Raw genomic sequence first — 16,937 nt, 5'->3', positions numbered from 1 at the left:
GCTGTGGTTGATTACTAATTCCTTATAAATATGGCATTCTGCTGGCTGTAATTGCCGGGAGCTATAGCATATGTTAAAAAATTATTTCATTGTTGCAGTCCGGCACCTCACCCGGCACAAACTGTTTTCTACCATCAATATCCTTTGCCTCGGCGTGGGCATTGCCTTTACCATGCTTATTGGCAATTATGTGATCCAGGAAAAGAAGGTGAACCTGTTCCTGCGGCATGCAGAGAACCAGTACCTCATCAAGAGTAAATGGAAAGTGGCCAACATGGGTATCGACATTACCACCATCGCTCCCCTGGCCAAAGCCCTGAAAGAAAATTACCCGGCGCTGGTTGAAAATTATTACCGCTTCAACCCGTTTACCATTGTGGCATCGGCCGGTGAAAAACATTTTAAAGCAAACGTATCTATTTGCGATACCAGCCTGGTCTCCATGTATGGATTTAAATTGCTGCAGGGCGATCCACAACATGCATTCACGAATAACAGCTCTGCAATCATCTCGCGCAACTTCGCCCTGAAATTATTCGGCACTACTAACGCCATTAATAAAACGATCACGGTTACAGGAACCGCTAACAAACAGGATTTCATTGTTTCGGCCGTGCTGGAAACAATGCCGTATAATACCGTCAATCAAATTGTAGATAAGGACGGGTATGATGTGTTTGTACCCTTTGAAAGGAACCGGATGTTTTTGGCCGGAAATAACTATTTTGACGACTGGAATAACTTCTACATCGTAGGCATGATCGAGTTAAAGCCAGGCGTTTCACCGCGCGATATGGCCGCGCCGGTAAACCAGTTATTGAACACCCGGTTGCCTGCTAATTTGAAGGGCCTGCTACAGGTTGAATTGGTGAACCTGAACGACTATTACCTGAAAGACCATAATGGCGGCGCCGCGCAACAAATGACCACCACCCTGTTGCTGGTAGCGGGGTTCATCATTTTGATGGCCATTATCAATTTTGTGAACATCAGTATTGGCACCTCCACCTACCGGTTAAAGGAAATTGGCTTACGAAAAGTCTTCGGCAGCGCCCGCCGGCAACTTATTATACAATATCTAGTTGAATCCATTCTGCTCACTTGTATTGCCACCATACTATCCTTATTCATTTATGAAGGCATACGGCCTTTCTTTAACCAGTTATTGAACACGCATATTGAACCCGTTTGGCAATTCAGTAAAACCCAGGCGGGCTGGTTGTTATTATTCGTAACCGGGCTTGGGCTCATGGCCGGCCTGTACCCTGCCCTTGTCCTCGCTTCCGCCAACATCATACATGCAGTTAAAGGAAAGATAGATATGGCGAGGGGTGGTCTCCTCTTACGAAAAACACTCTTAGTGGTTCAATTCACCCTGGCCGTTTTTGTTTTTATCAGCGCCCTTACGGTCTCCAAACAGGTTACCTATTTCTTCAATAAAGACCTTGGTTATAATAAGGAACAATTACTGGTAATAACCGCCTTTCCCAAACAATGGGATTCCGCTGGTGTACTAAAAATGGAAGCCATCCGGGATGGACTGCTACAATCGGGTGTGGTGAAAAGCGCTTCCATGGCCTTTGAAGTACCCGACAGGGTACCACCCGTCACTACCGACCTGTTTCCCCAGGGCGGTGATAAAAAGCCAATCGTTGTGCCTACCATTGCGGCCGATCAATATTACGCTGCCACCTACGGGTTAACCATAAAGGAAGGCGCCTTCCTGCAAAATAACCCCGGCACCCCCACGCAGTGCGAAATGGTGTTGAATGAGACCGCCGTAAAAGCCTTGCGATTGACGGCGCCGGTAGGTTCCATTGTAAGGATGCCCAATGGATTTAATTGTAAAGTGGTGGGTGTTGTAAAAGATTTCAATGTTACTTCCCTGCAGCAGGCGATCGGTCCGCTGGCATTTGTGCCCACCCGGGTTACCCGCAGTTACCGCTACCTCACCGTTAAACTGAATACGGCTGATCTTGGAAACGCCATCAATACGGTGAAAAAGAAGTGGCGCGAATTATCGCCCAACTCGCCCTTTGAATACACCTTCATGGACGACCGCTTTCAATCGTTGTTTGAAGCGGAACTGCAATTAAAGAAAGCTACCCGGCTGGCTACCGCCCTCAACCTGTTTATCGTGTTCATGGGTTTGTTTGGCGTAGTGGCGTTTACCCTGGCCCGCCGCACGCGGGAGATCGCGGTGCGAAAAGTATTAGGCGCCGGTGTAAAAAATATAATCGGCTTGTTTTTCCGCGATTATGCGCCCCTGATCGTTATTGCCAACTTCATCGCCTGGCCCCTGGCATATATGACCACCGATCACTGGCTGCAGCATTATGCTTATCGCATACAACAGGACCTTATTCCTTACATTACTGTTGCCATGGTCATTACTATTGCCACCTTTGTATTTATCAGTGTCCAGTGCTATAAAACAGCGGTGAGGAACCCGGTAAAGAGTTTGAGAACTGATTAAGCTCAGTTCTCTTTCAGGCATTTAACGGGATTAACCATCGAAGCTTTTATGGTTTGAAGGGCGATCGTTAACCAGGCAATAGTCAGTGTTACCAGCATTGCAGCAATAAAATAGGTTGGCGTTAGCGCTATCCTGTAAGCGAAATCATTTAACCACGAAGCAGCGAGCAAATAACTAATGGGCAGCCCCACCAGCAACGCCGCCAGTACGATCTTTGTAAAATCGGCCGATAGCAGGTAAACTATGCTGAACCGGCTTGCACCTACAATTTTCCGGATGCCTATTTCCTTTATCCGCTTCTCCGCAGTAAAAGCAGCCAGCCCAAACAATCCCAAACAGGAAATGATAATGGCCAGTGCGGTAAAATATTTCGACAGTTTTGCGATCAGCATCTCGAAGGCATATTGCTGCTGATACTCTTCATCCAGAAATTTATAATCGGGTATTGAACCCGGGTTGAATTGTTTATAAAATTTGCTGATGGCGCCAATAGTCCCGCTCCTATTATTTTTATGAAGTTTAACCATCACCAGTAAGGTATTCTCGGGCTCCAGTTTGAAAATAAAAGGCTTTATGGCAGCGTGCATGGAATTAAAATGAAAATTCCGGGCAACGCCTATGATCTGCTTTTCTTTTCCCCATACTTTGATCTTTTTACCAATGGGCGCTGTAAGTCCCATGGCTTCCACGGCCGCTTCATTTACAACAACGGCTGAAGAATCGCCAAAATTTCGGGAGAATGTGCGGCCTGCAGCCATTTCAATACCCAATGTTTCCAACAGTTCATAATTTACTGCGCTTTGCTCAAAACGGATCTTATCATCTGCGTTTTTGTCGTCCCAGGTAACACCACCACGTGGTTCACCGGCAGGCATCACGATCGTATTCGTAATACTGGAAGCCTGTACCACACCGGGAATACTTTTTAATGCAGCGAGGAACCGGTCGCGTTGCTCCGCTGCTTTGCCCTGCATTTCAAAATATACTACGTTGTCTTTATCATACCCCGGCTTTTTAGACTGAATTAGTTGTACCTGGTTATAAACGACCATAATGGTGACGATAAAAATTACGGCTACAGAGAACTGAAAGAACACCAGTCCCCTGCGAACCCATCCGTCACGTACAGAGCCTTTAAAACTTCCTTTGAGCGTAAGAACCGGTTTTAACCGGGAAAGATAAATAGCAGGATATATTCCGGCAATAATCCCTGTAATAAGGGCCACCCCGATTACTGAGGCAATCAGCCAGCCGTCAAAACCTGCACCCAGCTGTTTACCGGTTAATGCATTAAAGGAAGGTAATACTATAACAACAAGCACCACGGCAATGATAAGGGCCATAAAACTTAATAAAACCGATTCGCCCAGGAACTGCCTGATCAGCATGCCACGCTCAACACCTAATACCTTTTTTACACCGATCTCTTTTAACCGCTCTGCGGCCTTGGCCGTTGACAGGTTCATGAAATTGATACAGGCAATGAGCAGGATACAAAAAGCAATGATCACAAACAATTGTACATATTGAATACGCCCGCCGGTTTGTACGCCATTTTCATAGTTGTTATACAGATAGGCATCCCCATAGTTTGCCAGGAATAAAGTGGCGGTTGATTGGGAGAACTTACTTTTTATAAAACCGGCTATTTTCTTATTGAACGCATTTACAGATGTGCCTTCACGAAGAACAAGAGGTTTATTAAAAGGGCCGCCGTTTATAGTGGCTTCACCAGTATTCCCGTTCATTTCTTTAAGGATAGCCGTCCATTCATCAAATGGTAGCAAAAAATCGAACTGTGTAGAAGAGTGGCGTGGAAAATCCTCATACACACCGGTAACAACCGCTTCCCGCGATAGGGAGTACCATTTCCATTGTATAACCTTACCCACAACCTGGTCAGTGCTGTTGAATAATTTCCGGGCCAACCCGGCAGAGATAACAATTGAACGTTTATCAGCGAGCACCTGGTCATTATTACCCTGCAGCAGTTTATAAGAAAAAGCATTAAAATAATCTTTACCTACAAAATTGCCGGCGCCTTTTACGACATTGTCTTTTTCTGCGCCGGATAAACTAAATGAGCGGAACCAGGCAGCCGGTGTTGTGGTAACCACATATTGCACTTCAGGGAAGCTGCTCTTTAATGCTTCGCCCAGTATGCCACTGCCGGCTTCCCCGGTAGTGAGGCGATCATTCTGCCGTTCATTCACCATTACTTTATATAACTGTTTCCCATGAAATTTATCAATTGTGCATTCATCATAGATCCATAAACAGATCAGGATGCTACACGCCAAACCGGTCGACAGTCCGAACAGGTTTATGAAAACCGTGGACTTATGTTTTTTAAAATTGATATAGAAGATGCGTAATTGATGCCTGAACATGACCAGCAGTTTTAAGAAAGGTTAAATTGGATCGCATTAATATAATAAGATGAATGATCTTTTATTTTCCATAAATTGAATTGTTCCCAATTTCGAACAGCCAATTCCGGTATTTTTGCGCTCTTAATTGAAGCACAAAAAAACTGGACAACCATGGAATACACCCAACTCGGCAGTACCGGCCTTATTGTATCTAAACTGGCCTTTGGCGCCATGACCTTCGGCGACGATCCCTCCATTAAAGCAGTGTATAAAGTTGATCAGCAACTGGCACAGGACATGGTGAACCGTTCGCTGGATGCAGGTATCAACTTTTTTGACACCGCTGATGGCTATGCAAACGGTCAATCAGAAACCATGCTGGGCAAATTGCTGGCCCCGCACCGGAACGATGTCATCATCTCCACCAAAGTGGGTTTCAGAACCGGTAACCCCGTTACCCAGGCCGGTTTATCAAAACGGCATATTTTATTCTCCTGCGAACAAAGCCTGAAACGGCTTGGCACAGACTATATCGATCTTTACATTTTACACAAGGAAGATCCCTTTACGCCACTCGAAGAATCCCTCGAAGCGCTCAACAGCCTCGTAACAGCAGGTAAAGTAAGATACGTGGGATACTCCAACTGGAGCGCCTGGCGCTCGGCCCTGGCGTATCAAATGCAAAAAGACAATGGCTGGGCTACCTTCTGTAATGGCCAGATGAACTATTCACTGGTTGGCCGCGATGTTGAACACGACATTGTTCCCTTTATGCAACATGCCGGCATTGGCATGACCGTTTGGAGCCCGCTCGCAAGCGGTTTCCTGAGTGGTAAATATACCCGCGAAAGCCTGAAAGACCCCAACAACCGCCTCTCCGGTTTCGACCTCCTGCCTTTTGATAAAGAGTTTGGATTTAAAGTAGTGGAGGTGTTGAAAAATATAGCCGCTGAACACAACGCTTCTGTTGCCCAGATCGCGTTGGCCTGGCTGCTCAGCAAACCGGTGGTGGCCAGCATCATCGTTGGCGCCAGCAAAATGCACCAGCTGGAAGATAACCTGAAATCGGTTTCCATCAAATTGAGCGCGGCACAATTGCAACAGTTGGAGGCCATCACAAAACCCACTAATTTATACCCGCAATGGTTCAATCAGCAACTGATCGATCCCAAACAACAGGAAATCTTAAGTAGCTTGCCCAATTAATTGTACTGGCCAATGAAGGAAACAACTACCGCGCTCCGCTCCTTAATGTTTGTAGGCACTGCCTCCGATGTTGGCAAAAGCATCATCACGGCAGGGTTTTGCAGAATATTAAAACAGGATGGCTACCACCCCGCCCCGTTCAAAGGACAAAACATGTCGCTGAACAGTTATGCCACGCCCGAAGGTTTTGAAATTGGCCGGGCGCAGGCGGTACAGGCGGAGGCGGCGGGTGTTCCCTGTCATACCGATATGAACCCGGTACTATTGAAACCCGTGAATGATAAAAGCTCCCAGGTTGTGTTGAATGGCAAGCCCGTTGGCACGCAAACGGCCTGGGAGTATTTTATGGCCAATGACCGCCAGGAATTGTTTGCCGAAGTAACGAAAGCATACGACCGCTTAGCCGCACGTTATGCGCCCATTGTACTGGAAGGCGCCGGCAGCATCTCTGAACTGAACCTCAAACAACGCGACATCACCAATATGCGCATGGCCATACACGCCAATGCCACCACTTATCTCATTGGCGATATCGACCGCGGCGGCATCTTTGCCAGCCTGTATGGCACCATGTCGTTATTGACGCCACCCGAGCGGGCCTGCATCAAAGGAATTATCATCAATAAATTCCGGGGCGACAGCCGCCTGTTCGAGGATGGCCGCAAAATGATCGAAGAATTATGTGGCGTACCTGTTATTGGCGTACTGCCTTATTTCAGGGATATCTTTATTGAAGAAGAAGATTCCGTGCAGCTTCAAAACAAACAACGTACCTCGGTAAAAGATAAAATAAATGTAGCCGTTATTCTACTCCACCGGCTGTCGAACTTTACCGATTTCGACCGGCTCGAAAAAGATCCCCGGGTGAACCTGTTCTACACCATTGACCCGGCAGAAATTGCCAACAGCGAGATCATTATTTTGCCCGGCAGCAAAAACACCATCGAAGACCTGATCGCGCTTAAAAACAATGGCGTGGCAGGGGCGGTAACTGCAGCGCATAAAAATGGGAAAACGGTCATTGGTATTTGTGGCGGTTACCAGATGATGGGCGAACTCATTGAAGACCCTTTTGAAGTAGAAAGTAAAACCGGTACCGTGACCGGTCTTGGCCTGCTCCCCCTGCATACGGTGCTGGGAAAAGAAAAAACAACCTTGCAACGGCACTTTACTTACCGGCAGTCTGCAGCTACCTGTACAGGTTATGAGATCCACATGGGACAAACAGCTGTTACCAGCGCAGGTCTTGAACCGGTGCTCACCTTTTCAGATGGCACCACCGATGGTTGTTACGGGAGTAAAACCTGCTGGGGCACCTATGTGCACGGCATTCTGGATAATGATGCGGTGATCAATGACCTGCTGGCGACGGATGACGCCACCACTTTTAATTACCGGCAATTCAAAGAAGAACAATACGATAAACTGGCCATGCTCATTCGCGAGCATGTTGATATGGACCAGGTATACCAAAACATGAAATCATAGCGTATGTTGCAGGGACATGGTGATGATGCTTACCGGTATCAACAAAAAATGCGGGCCAACTTCAGCACGAACGTGTGGTATGGCCGCGAGCCCGCCGGTTTGCAGGAACATATTTTTGCGCACTGGCCCGTCATCAATCAATATCCCGAAGTACAGGCCGAAAGCCTCGCCCGCAAAATAAGCCGGCATCATGGGCTCCAGGCTTCCCAACTGCTCATCACCAATGGCACTACCGAAAGCATTTATTTGATAGCACAGGCCTTTGGTAAAAGCCAAACCACCATTGCCATCCCCGCCTTTGCTGAATATGAAGACGCCTGCCGCCTGCACCATCACGAGGTTCACTTTGTACAGCAATGCGATGTACAGGCCGGACTGCAAACCGCCCCGGGCCTGTTCTTTATCTGCAATCCCAACAACCCTACCGGTCATGTGTTTACGCAGCTCGGTGAACTGATAACAACCAATCCACAAACCCTGTTTGTGATCGACGAGGCCTTTATTGAATTTACCCGCAACGTTCCCTCGTTGCTCACCCTGATCAATACCTGCGATAACCTCATCGTTATGCGTTCGCTTACCAAAGCGTTTTCCATCCCCGGTTTGCGGTTGGGGTATTTGGCGGCGAATGCCCAGATGATCTCAACCTTATTGCCATGCAAAATGCCCTGGTCGGTGAACGCCCTTGCCATAGAAGCGGGCCATTACATCTTTGATCATTATGCCAACGCTCCACTTCCTTTAACGGAGCTCTTCCGCGAAAAAGAACAACTGATACAACAATTGACGCAATTGTCATTTACGATCGATGACAGCCACACCCATTTCTTTCTGGCCAAAATGCCTTTCGGCACAGCCCGGCAGTTGAAAGCATACCTCATCGAAGCGCACGGTTTGCTGATCCGCGATGCCGCCAATTTCAGGGGCCTCACCGAACAGCATATCCGCCTGGCCACACTTACAAAAGACAACAATGAATTACTCACCCATGCCCTTACAGAATGGACCCAGCATTACTCCTGATACTGCCACTGTTAATAGGTTATGTCCTCGACCTGTTGCTGGGTGATCCCGAATGGCTTCCCCATCCCATCCGCCTGTTTGGCAATGCCATTTACAAAGGAGAAAAATGGTTGAACAGGGGCAGCAACCGGTTTTGGAAAGGAGCGCTGCTGGCGATCACCTTTTGCACAGCCGTATTTTTTTTCTTTCAGCTTTCGGCCCAATGGCTGTTAAGCTGGCATTGGGTCCCGTACCTGCTCTTCAGTACTGTATTCGTTTATTACGGACTGGCCAATAGATCGCTGATCGAAGAAGGCCAACAGGTATTTCAGGTGCTGGAAGAAAAAGGACTCGAAGCCGGCCGCAAACAACTCAGCCGCATTGTAGGCCGCGATACCAGCGCGCTTACGCCGCAACAGATACGCATAGCCGTGCTGGAAACTATGTCAGAGAATTTAAGTGATGGCGTGGTGGCGCCGCTGTTCTATTATGCTATTGCCGGCGTGCCCGGCATGATGACCTATAAAATGATCAACACCCTCGATTCCATGATCGGTTACCACAACGACCGCTATGAACTGTTTGGAAAGATGGCCGCCCGGCTCGATGATGTCGCTAACTTTATTCCGGCCCGCCTCACCGCCTTGTTAATGGCGCTGGTAAGCTGGAGCCGGCGCAGCCTTCAATTTATTTTCCGCTACGGCAACAAACACAAAAGCCCCAACTCCGGTTATCCCGAAGCGGCCCTGGCCGGCATCCTCGATACCCGTTTTGGCGGCCCCAATGTATACCATGGTAAACTGGTGGAAAAGCCATACATCGGCAAAAACGACAGAACCGTCCAGCATAAGGAGATCGAAATAGCCAGCCGCATCAATCACAAAGTTTGCGGGGTAACCATTCTGCTCGTTTGCGCCATCATTTATTTAACCCGTACATAAGCTACCATTGACTGCACCCAAAAAATACATCATCACGGGCGGCCCCGGCGCGGGCAAAACAAGTGTATTGCTGGCTTTAGAAAAGGCCGGTTATCCCTGTTCCCCCGAAGTGTCGCGCCGCCTCATCAGGGAAGAAGTGGCCAACGGTTCACAATGCCTGCCCTGGGCTGATCTTTCCTGTTTTGCCGGTAAAACGCTTGACCGTATGATAACGCAGTACAATCAAACGGCCGGCCATGCCCGCATCACTTTCTTCGACCGCGGCATACCCGATATCATTGCTTATCTGAAGGCCGCCGCCCTGCCTGTTCCTGATCGCTTTTACACCGCCCTGCAACAGCATCCCTATCAACCGACCGTCTTTATTTTACCACCCTGGAAACAGATCTATATAAACGATGCCGAGCGTTGGCAAACCTGGGAAGAAGCAGTTGCATTGCATACCTCCATCCGCGAAACCTACCGGGCATTGGGTTTTACGTTAATAGAAGTGCCGCCGGCCAGCGTTGAAAACAGGATGGAAAGCATCCTCGAAAACCTCCCGGAATTTAAAAAACAGCTGTAACCAAAATTATTATTACTTTCGCCGCCGAAGGTAGCAGCATTCGCTGCTTTAATAGGGAATCCGGTGTAAGTCCGGAACAGTCTCCGCTGCTGTAAGTTCTTTGGTGAATGGTGAAGGGTCAATGGTGAAAGAGCTGCTCAATTTTTGAGTTTCGCTATTAATTTCGAAATCCGCAAAGCCGGGTGCTATTGACCATTGACGATTGACCATTCACCGCTGTTGCAACTCCATACCACTGACCCGGCATCCGGGACGGGAAGGTCGCCAACAGGGAACAAGTCAGAAGACCTGCCTTACAATACCATTTACTCACCGCTTTCGGAAGAAAGGCAAAGAGCAAAAATGAAATACAACAGATCAATTCTCACAGGCAGAAAACCTGGTTTTGGGAAGCATGCCCTGGCACTTCGATCATTAAGCATTGGCAGCATCTTTATTTTGTTGGCAGCACTGGCAGCCTGTAAACAAACGGCAAAGCCGGCCGGCACCACAACATCCGACAAGCCCGTTGCGCCAAAAACCAACATACAATACTCCAAAGGATTTACGATCCAGTACTTCGAGCATTACAAGCTGCTGAACATCGTCAACCGCTTCAGCGACAAAACCGACACACTTCATTATATCCTGGTACAAAGAGGAACACCGGTTCCCACCCACCATCCCGGCGCTATGGTGGTACAAATACCTGTACAAAAAATGGTGGTCACCTCCTCCATGCACGTAGGCATGGCCGATTTTGCGGAAGCAGCCAATGTAATAGCCGCAGTGGCCGATGACAAATACATCAACTCGCCCCTCGTGCGCAAGAACCTGGCAGCCGGCAAAGTGGTGGCAGTAGGCAATGGCAGCAACATGAATAATGAGCTCATCATTTCCCTGAAACCCGACCTGGTAATGACCATGGGCAGTCCCGATGCGCCCTTCAACCGGTACCAGCCGCTCATTGGCGCAGGCATTCCGGTAATGATGAATGCCGAATGGCTCGAGACCGATCCACTCGGCCGCTCAGAATGGGTGAAGTTGATGGCCGCCCTGTTAAATAAAGAAGAACTGGTGAACCAGAAATTCGATACGCTGGTAAAAGAATACAACCGCATGAAAGCGTTGGCGACTGCCGTAAAAGAAAAACCGCAGGTAGTGATCGGCCTGCCCTTCAAAGGCCAGTGGTTTGTACCCGATGGCGACAGTTACCTCACGCAATTCCTGAAAGACGCCGGCGCCAGCTACCATTGGGCCGATGTCATCAGCAAAGGCAGCCTGGCGTTGAATTTTGAAACGGTGGCGCCCATTGCCCTGAAAGCCGACTTCTGGCTCAACATGGGCAATTTTCAAACAAAAGCAGAAATTGCCGCCGCCGATGAACGCTATACCCGGTTCAACCCCTATAAAAAAGGAACGCTGTACAATTGCAACAAACGAATGAACGATATTGGCGCCAATGATTACTGGGAATCGGGCGCCGTGAACCCACACCTCATCCTGGCCGACCTCATCGCTATTTTTCATCCCGACCTGTTACCCGGCCACCAACTGTATTATTATAAACAATTACAATAATGAACGTAGCAATTCATACTGCTACCGGCAAATATAACTGGACGGCCTCCATTGGTAAAATGACGGCATTGGCGTTGCTACTGCTGATCGTGTTCCTGATGGATGTGGCATTCGGCTCTGTATCGATCCCGCTTCGTAATGTGCTTGATATTATGCTGTCAGGCAAAGCCGAAAACCCGGCCTGGCTCTACATCATCAAAGAGATCAGGATCCCCAAAGCCATCACGGCCGTTATCGCCGGTTGTGCACTACCGGTAAGCGGTTTGCAAATGCAAACGCTTTTCCGCAATCCCCTGGCCAGCCCTTCCATCCTGGGCATCAGCGCCGGCGCGGGTTTGGGCGTGGCGCTGGTGATGTTGTCGGCCGGCAGCGTTACCACCATTTATGCCATCAGTGAGCTGGGCATCTCGGGCACCTGGTTGCTGTTGCTGGCAGGTTCCCTCGGCGCAGCGGCCATCATGTTGCTCATATTGGGCATCTCTGTACGTATACGCGATAATGTTATTATGCTGGTAGTAGGTGTTATGATCGGGAACATCACCCTTTCCATTATCAGCATCTGGCAATACTTCAGTTCGCCCGAACAGGTGAAAGATTATCTGATCTGGACCTTCGGCTCCCTCGGTGGCGTCACCGGCAGCCAGCTGTACCTGCTGGCGACTGTAGTAGCCGTAGGTTTATTGATCGCATTTGCTTCTTCCAAAGTACTTGATACATTATTACTGGGCGAACAGTATGCCCGCAGTATGGGTTTAACCATAAACAATGCCCGCCTGCTCATCATCGGCAGCACCAGTTTGCTCGCCGGCAGCGTTACCGCTTTTTGCGGCCCCATCAGCTTTATTGGCATAGCGGTGCCTCACCTCGCCCGCTCGCTGTTCAATACAAGCGACCACCGGGTGCTTACGCCTGCCTGTTGTTTAATGGGCACTTCGCTGATGCTCATCTGTGATATCGCCTCCCAATTACCCGGCAGTAACTCCGTATTGCCTATCAACGTCATTACCTCCCTGATAGGCTCACCCATAGTTATCTGGATCATCATGAGCCGGAATAATTTAAAAAATTCTTTCCGATGAATAGCACCGCCCCTTTATTAAAAGCAAGCCGGTTGCACATCGGGTACAACAAGGGTAAGAAAGAAGAAAAAGTCCTTGCCGGCCCACTGGAGCTCGCGATCCATGCCGGGCAATTGATCTGTTTACTGGGGCCTAACGGCGCTGGCAAAAGCACCCTCATTCGTACCCTGGCGGGTTTACAACCTGCCATCTCGGGCACGGTGGAAACCGGTGGTAAAAATATCAACCGGCTTCATCCGAAAGAAAGAGCCAAACGGCTCAGCATGGTGCTTACCGGCCGCGTGGAAGCCGGCAACCTGAACGCATATTCAGTGATTGCCCTGGGCCGCTTCCCCTATACCAACTGGTTAGGCGCTATGCAACCCGACGACCTCAAAATTGTACAATGGGCCATGCAAACCACCGATACCACTTCCTATGCCGATAGAAAAATGATCGAGCTAAGCGATGGCGAATCACAAAAAGTAATGCTGGCCCGGGCCCTGGTACAGGATACGCCGGTGATCATTCTCGATGAACCCACCGCCCACCTCGACCTGCCCAACCGCATTTCCCTGATGCGTTTGCTGCACCAGCTGGCAAAAGCAACCGGTAAAGGAATTTTATTATCGACCCACGACCTCGACCTGGCCCTGCAATCGGCCGATGAAGTATGGCTGCAGCGCAACGATGGCCAGTTCACCATTGGCGCGCCCGAAGACATCGTGTTGAACGGGACCTTTGAAGCCGCTTTTCACAAGGAAGGTTTTGCCTTCGACAAAAACAGCGGCACCTTTATCATTCATAACAATGTGGGAAAACCGATAAGATTGGAAGGCGAAGGCGCGGCCTTCTTCTGGACAAAAAGAGCCTTGCTGCGTGAAGGATTTGCCGTCACCGATGAGGCGGCAGCAGGCATTCAGATCATAGAAAGCGGGAATACCCTGCAATGGAAATACAACAATGAAACACATAACACCATTGCAGCATTGCTGGCCCAATTACGTACCCACTATGGCATTCACTAAATAATTCTCTAAAGGACCAAATTAAAATTACATGAAACATTTGTTACTGGCCGGCGCCACGCTGGCCACCACTACTGCTTTGTGCCAACACGTACAAACAGACACTGTTAAAACACAAACCCTGGGACAGGTGGTGATAACCGCCACCCGTACCGAAGTACTCAGCAATAAAACGCCGCAAAGCATCACGGTTATCAGCCGTAAAGACATCGAAAACACCGGCGCCACGGAATTTACCGATCTGCTCAAAAAAAATGCATCCGTAAATATTGTACAATACCCCGGCTTGCTGGCAGGTACAGGTATCCGTGGTTTCCGCCCGCAAACAGGCGGGTTGAACCAGCGTGTGTTGTTGTTGATCGATAGCCGCCCGGCCGGAACCGGCAATTTAGCCACCATCAACCCTTCTGATATTGAACGCATCGAAGTACTGAAAGGACCAGCTTCTGCCTTATACGGCTCGCAGGCAATGGGTGGCGTGGTGAATGTAATTACCCGCAAATCGGCAGGCGCTATCCGCAGCAGCGTATCGGCCGAATACGGTTCCTTCCAAACCTTCAAAGGAACCGTTACTACAGGTGGCAACATAACAGAGAAACTCGATTTCGATCTTTCCTTTACCAGCTTCGACCGCAACAAGAACATGAAGTTGGGCAATGGGAATGTGTTCCGGAAACTGTTGCATGCCGATACCTATACTGCCAATTACCTCGACAGCCCGGTGGTGATCGACGACAAACGTTCCGACGGATTACGGCGCGAATACACCCGCCTCAATTATAACACCGGCAGTGTACGCGTAGGCTACCAGTTAACCAGCAACTGGAAGTTGAATGCCAAAGCAGAACGCTTTGTAGCTAAAAATGTAGAATCGCCCAGCGATATCTTTTACGGCAATGCACAGCCCAGTACCAAAGACATAGAACGGTACAACGGCGAGTTCAGCATTACCGGCACGCTCGGCAAACAGGAAGTAAGTGTAAGAGCCTATGCAGCCAGTGAAAAGAATTTTAACAACACGCTGGTATCGGGTGGCAATCTTATTGTACCCTACCTCTCTTTTCAAAGCAAAGCCGAATGGACGGGCGTTCAATTGAAAGATGTAGTAAAGCTGGGCCATCATACCCTCATTGTTGGTATCGACCACAACCGGGCTACCACCACCTCACAATCGTACAACGCCAACCGCACGGAAAAAGCGCCATTTTCGCCCAATTACGACCTGGTGTTCAGCGCCGCCTATGTACAGGGACAACTGAGCTTTCTGCACGATAAACTGATCATCAATCCCGGTGTACGGTACGACATCATTACGTACGACGTAAAGAAAACACCCTTGCTCGATACGTATGCCCCCGGTAAGGAAAGCAATCCATTTTTCAGTCCAAGCCTCGCCGCGCAATACCAGTTGTTAAAAGACCTCACGATCCATGCCACGGTGGGCCGCGCCTATGTAACCCCCGATGCGTATAATGTAGCCGGTTATTCAGAAATTATTGCCGGTAACAAAGCCACGGTAACCCAGGGCAATCCCGATCTGAAGAATGAGAACAGTATCAGCTGGGATGGCGGCCTCCGGTATCAGCATCCATCAGGCTTAGCTATTGACCTCACTTATTTCTATACCGATGTAAAAGACCGCATCACCACGCAAAAGACCGTGCCCACCACACCCGATACCACGGCCAGCGGGTATGCCATCAGTTCCCGCACCACGTATATCAACGCCAACAAAGGCGAGATCCGCGGACTGGAAGGCGAGCTCTCGTATGATTTTGGCGCGCTGCAAAATAAGCGGTATGCCTTACGGGCATTCATCAATGCCACCAAAATAGTCGAGGCACAGGAAATTACCATTGCCACCAACGGCGCCAAAACCGCCAAAGACATTTACAATATTGCCAACCTCACTGCCAGCTATGGCGTGGAATACAATAACAAAAAAGGAATTGCCCTGCACATAAACGGCCGTTATGTGGGCCACCGCAAGGACACCGATTTCAATGATGCCAAATCACCCGAGATCGTGTATCCTGAATTTATGGTGGTTGACGGGTATGCAGGGTATACTTTTGCCAAAAAGCATACGCTGGGGGTGTTTGTAAATAACATCACCGACGAAAACTATTACGAAAAGCGTGGGTTCAACCTGGCCGGCCGCAATGTCAATGTTCGTTATACCATCACTTTCTAAAATAATCACCATGAAGATCTACACAAAAAAAGGCGATAAAGGCACAACCGGCTTGTTCGGCGGAAAGCGCGTATCCAAGGATGATACCCGCGTTGAATGCTTTGGTACGCTCGATGAAGCCAATTCCACGATCGGACTGTTACGTGCCAAACTGGGCAATGAACACGAATGGCAATCGAATTTGCACCGCATCCAGAAAGACCTCATGGATATGATGTCGCACCTGGCGCGGCCATCCGACACCAAAAAGATAAACACCAATCCCATCCCCGTTGACGGCGCGGCTTTTTGTGAAGCCTGGATCGATGAACTGGAAAATGCCATGACCTCGCCTTCTGATTATTTTTTATTACCGGGTGGTAATGAGGTCTCGGCGCTTTGTCACGTAGTGCGCACCCAGATCCGCCGCGGCGAACGCAGGCTGGTAACGTTGATGAAAGAAGACGAAGTGCATGAAGCCATTGCGGCTTATGTAAACAGGCTCAGTGATCTTTTCTTCACGCTGGCCCGGGCCGAAATGGATAAGGCCGGGGTGGCTGAAGAGAAGTGGAAGTTGTTTTTGTATAAGCGGTTCAAGGATAAAGAACCAGATAATAAGCAAGAAAGCTAATGAAGTAAGAAGTAGGAAGTAAGAGGTAAGAAGAACCCGATATTCGAGACTCAAAACAAATAGCGAGGCCCGGCATTCAAACTCTTCTTACTTCCTACCTCCTATTTCGTTTTCCTATTCTCTCCAAACTTTCCATTATACCACTATCATACATTCCGATACCCATTAACCATCCCCCAACAAACGCGCTTTTCCCCAAAATCTGCACGAAAAAAGGCCAAATCAACACAGTTACAAACTCGGGGCGCAAAAGCTGGCATAAAGGAAAGTATTTATCTATTTTAGCGCCACGATCCCGATACCCTTACTAAAAACCATAGACGCCATGAGAATGTTTACACACCAATCGCGTACTTACTTGCCCGATATACTACTCCTTAATGGGAGAACTTACACGTAACAATTGCAACCATATAACAACCGATAAGCATTCACGG

Annotated in this window: 12 protein-coding genes and 1 riboswitch; of the genes, 11 read left to right on the top strand and 1 reads right to left on the bottom strand. The window is 48.8% G+C overall.

The features are described 5' to 3' along the window. Nucleotides 1–70: 70 nt before the first annotated feature. Nucleotides 71–2,476 (top strand): ABC transporter permease, encoded by a 2,406-nt coding sequence (locus tag A3860_RS18870; RefSeq protein ID WP_081148437.1) that lies wholly within the window; start codon nucleotides 71–73, stop codon nucleotides 2,474–2,476. Between the two features lie 2 nt (nucleotides 2,477–2,478). Here A3860_RS18870 and A3860_RS18865 read toward each other — a convergent pair whose 3' ends face one another. Next, nucleotides 2,479–4,866 (bottom strand): ABC transporter permease, encoded by a 2,388-nt coding sequence (locus A3860_RS18865; RefSeq protein ID WP_081148435.1) that lies wholly within the window; start codon nucleotides 4,864–4,866, stop codon nucleotides 2,479–2,481. A 153-nt stretch (nucleotides 4,867–5,019) separates the two neighbouring features. On the opposite strand from A3860_RS18865, the gene A3860_RS18860 reads away from it, so the two are divergent. From A3860_RS18860 to A3860_RS18815, 10 genes are all read left to right on the top strand, one after another. After that, entirely contained in the window at nucleotides 5,020–6,054 is a 1,035-nt protein-coding gene (locus A3860_RS18860; protein ID WP_081148433.1) for an aldo/keto reductase, read from the top strand. A 12-nt stretch (nucleotides 6,055–6,066) separates the two neighbouring features. Further along, the gene (locus A3860_RS18855; RefSeq protein ID WP_081148432.1) at nucleotides 6,067–7,542 is read left to right on the top strand and encodes a cobyric acid synthase; all 1,476 of its coding nucleotides are present in this window, start codon (nucleotides 6,067–6,069) and stop codon (nucleotides 7,540–7,542) included. A gap of 3 nt (nucleotides 7,543–7,545) precedes the next feature. Then, nucleotides 7,546–8,565 carry a pyridoxal phosphate-dependent aminotransferase gene (locus A3860_RS18850; protein ID WP_081148430.1) on the top strand — a complete coding sequence of 340 codons (1,020 nt, stop codon included), beginning with the start codon at nucleotides 7,546–7,548 and terminating at the stop codon, nucleotides 8,563–8,565. Then, complete coding sequence (gene cbiB / locus A3860_RS18845) at nucleotides 8,544–9,485, top strand: adenosylcobinamide-phosphate synthase CbiB (RefSeq protein WP_081148428.1); 942 nt, start codon at nucleotides 8,544–8,546, stop codon at nucleotides 9,483–9,485. Before A3860_RS18850 ends, cbiB begins: the two co-directional genes overlap by 22 nt. A gap of 7 nt (nucleotides 9,486–9,492) precedes the next feature. After that, nucleotides 9,493–10,050, top strand: coding sequence for an AAA family ATPase (locus tag A3860_RS18840; RefSeq protein ID WP_081148426.1), 558 nt, complete (start codon nucleotides 9,493–9,495; stop codon nucleotides 10,048–10,050). Nucleotides 10,051–10,061: 11 nt separating this feature from the next. Continuing rightward, a riboswitch (cobalamin riboswitch) is annotated at nucleotides 10,062–10,360 on the top strand. Nucleotides 10,361–10,392: 32 nt separating this feature from the next. Further along, entirely contained in the window at nucleotides 10,393–11,610 is a 1,218-nt protein-coding gene (locus tag A3860_RS18835; RefSeq protein WP_216823470.1) for an ABC transporter substrate-binding protein, read from the top strand. After that, nucleotides 11,610–12,689, top strand: coding sequence for an iron ABC transporter permease (locus A3860_RS18830; protein WP_081148422.1), 1,080 nt, complete (start codon nucleotides 11,610–11,612; stop codon nucleotides 12,687–12,689). The genes A3860_RS18835 and A3860_RS18830 overlap by 1 nt, the downstream gene beginning before the upstream one ends. Continuing rightward, nucleotides 12,686–13,696, top strand: coding sequence for an ABC transporter ATP-binding protein (locus A3860_RS18825; protein ID WP_081148419.1), 1,011 nt, complete (start codon nucleotides 12,686–12,688; stop codon nucleotides 13,694–13,696). The genes A3860_RS18830 and A3860_RS18825 overlap by 4 nt, the downstream gene beginning before the upstream one ends. Before the next feature lie 31 nt (nucleotides 13,697–13,727). Continuing rightward, nucleotides 13,728–15,890, top strand: coding sequence for a TonB-dependent receptor (locus tag A3860_RS18820; RefSeq protein ID WP_081148416.1), 2,163 nt, complete (start codon nucleotides 13,728–13,730; stop codon nucleotides 15,888–15,890). A 10-nt stretch (nucleotides 15,891–15,900) separates the two neighbouring features. Beyond that, on the top strand, nucleotides 15,901–16,500 hold the full coding sequence (locus tag A3860_RS18815; protein WP_081148413.1) for a cob(I)yrinic acid a,c-diamide adenosyltransferase: 600 nt from the start codon (nucleotides 15,901–15,903) through the stop codon (nucleotides 16,498–16,500). Nucleotides 16,501–16,937 lie beyond the last annotated feature (437 nt).

It is taken from the genome of Niastella vici (genome assembly GCF_002077945.1).
GTDB classification, from domain to species: Bacteria; Bacteroidota; Bacteroidia; order Chitinophagales; family Chitinophagaceae; genus Niastella; species Niastella vici.
Note: the sequence above shows the minus strand (reverse complement) of the source record. Positions and strands in the feature narration are given on the sequence as shown.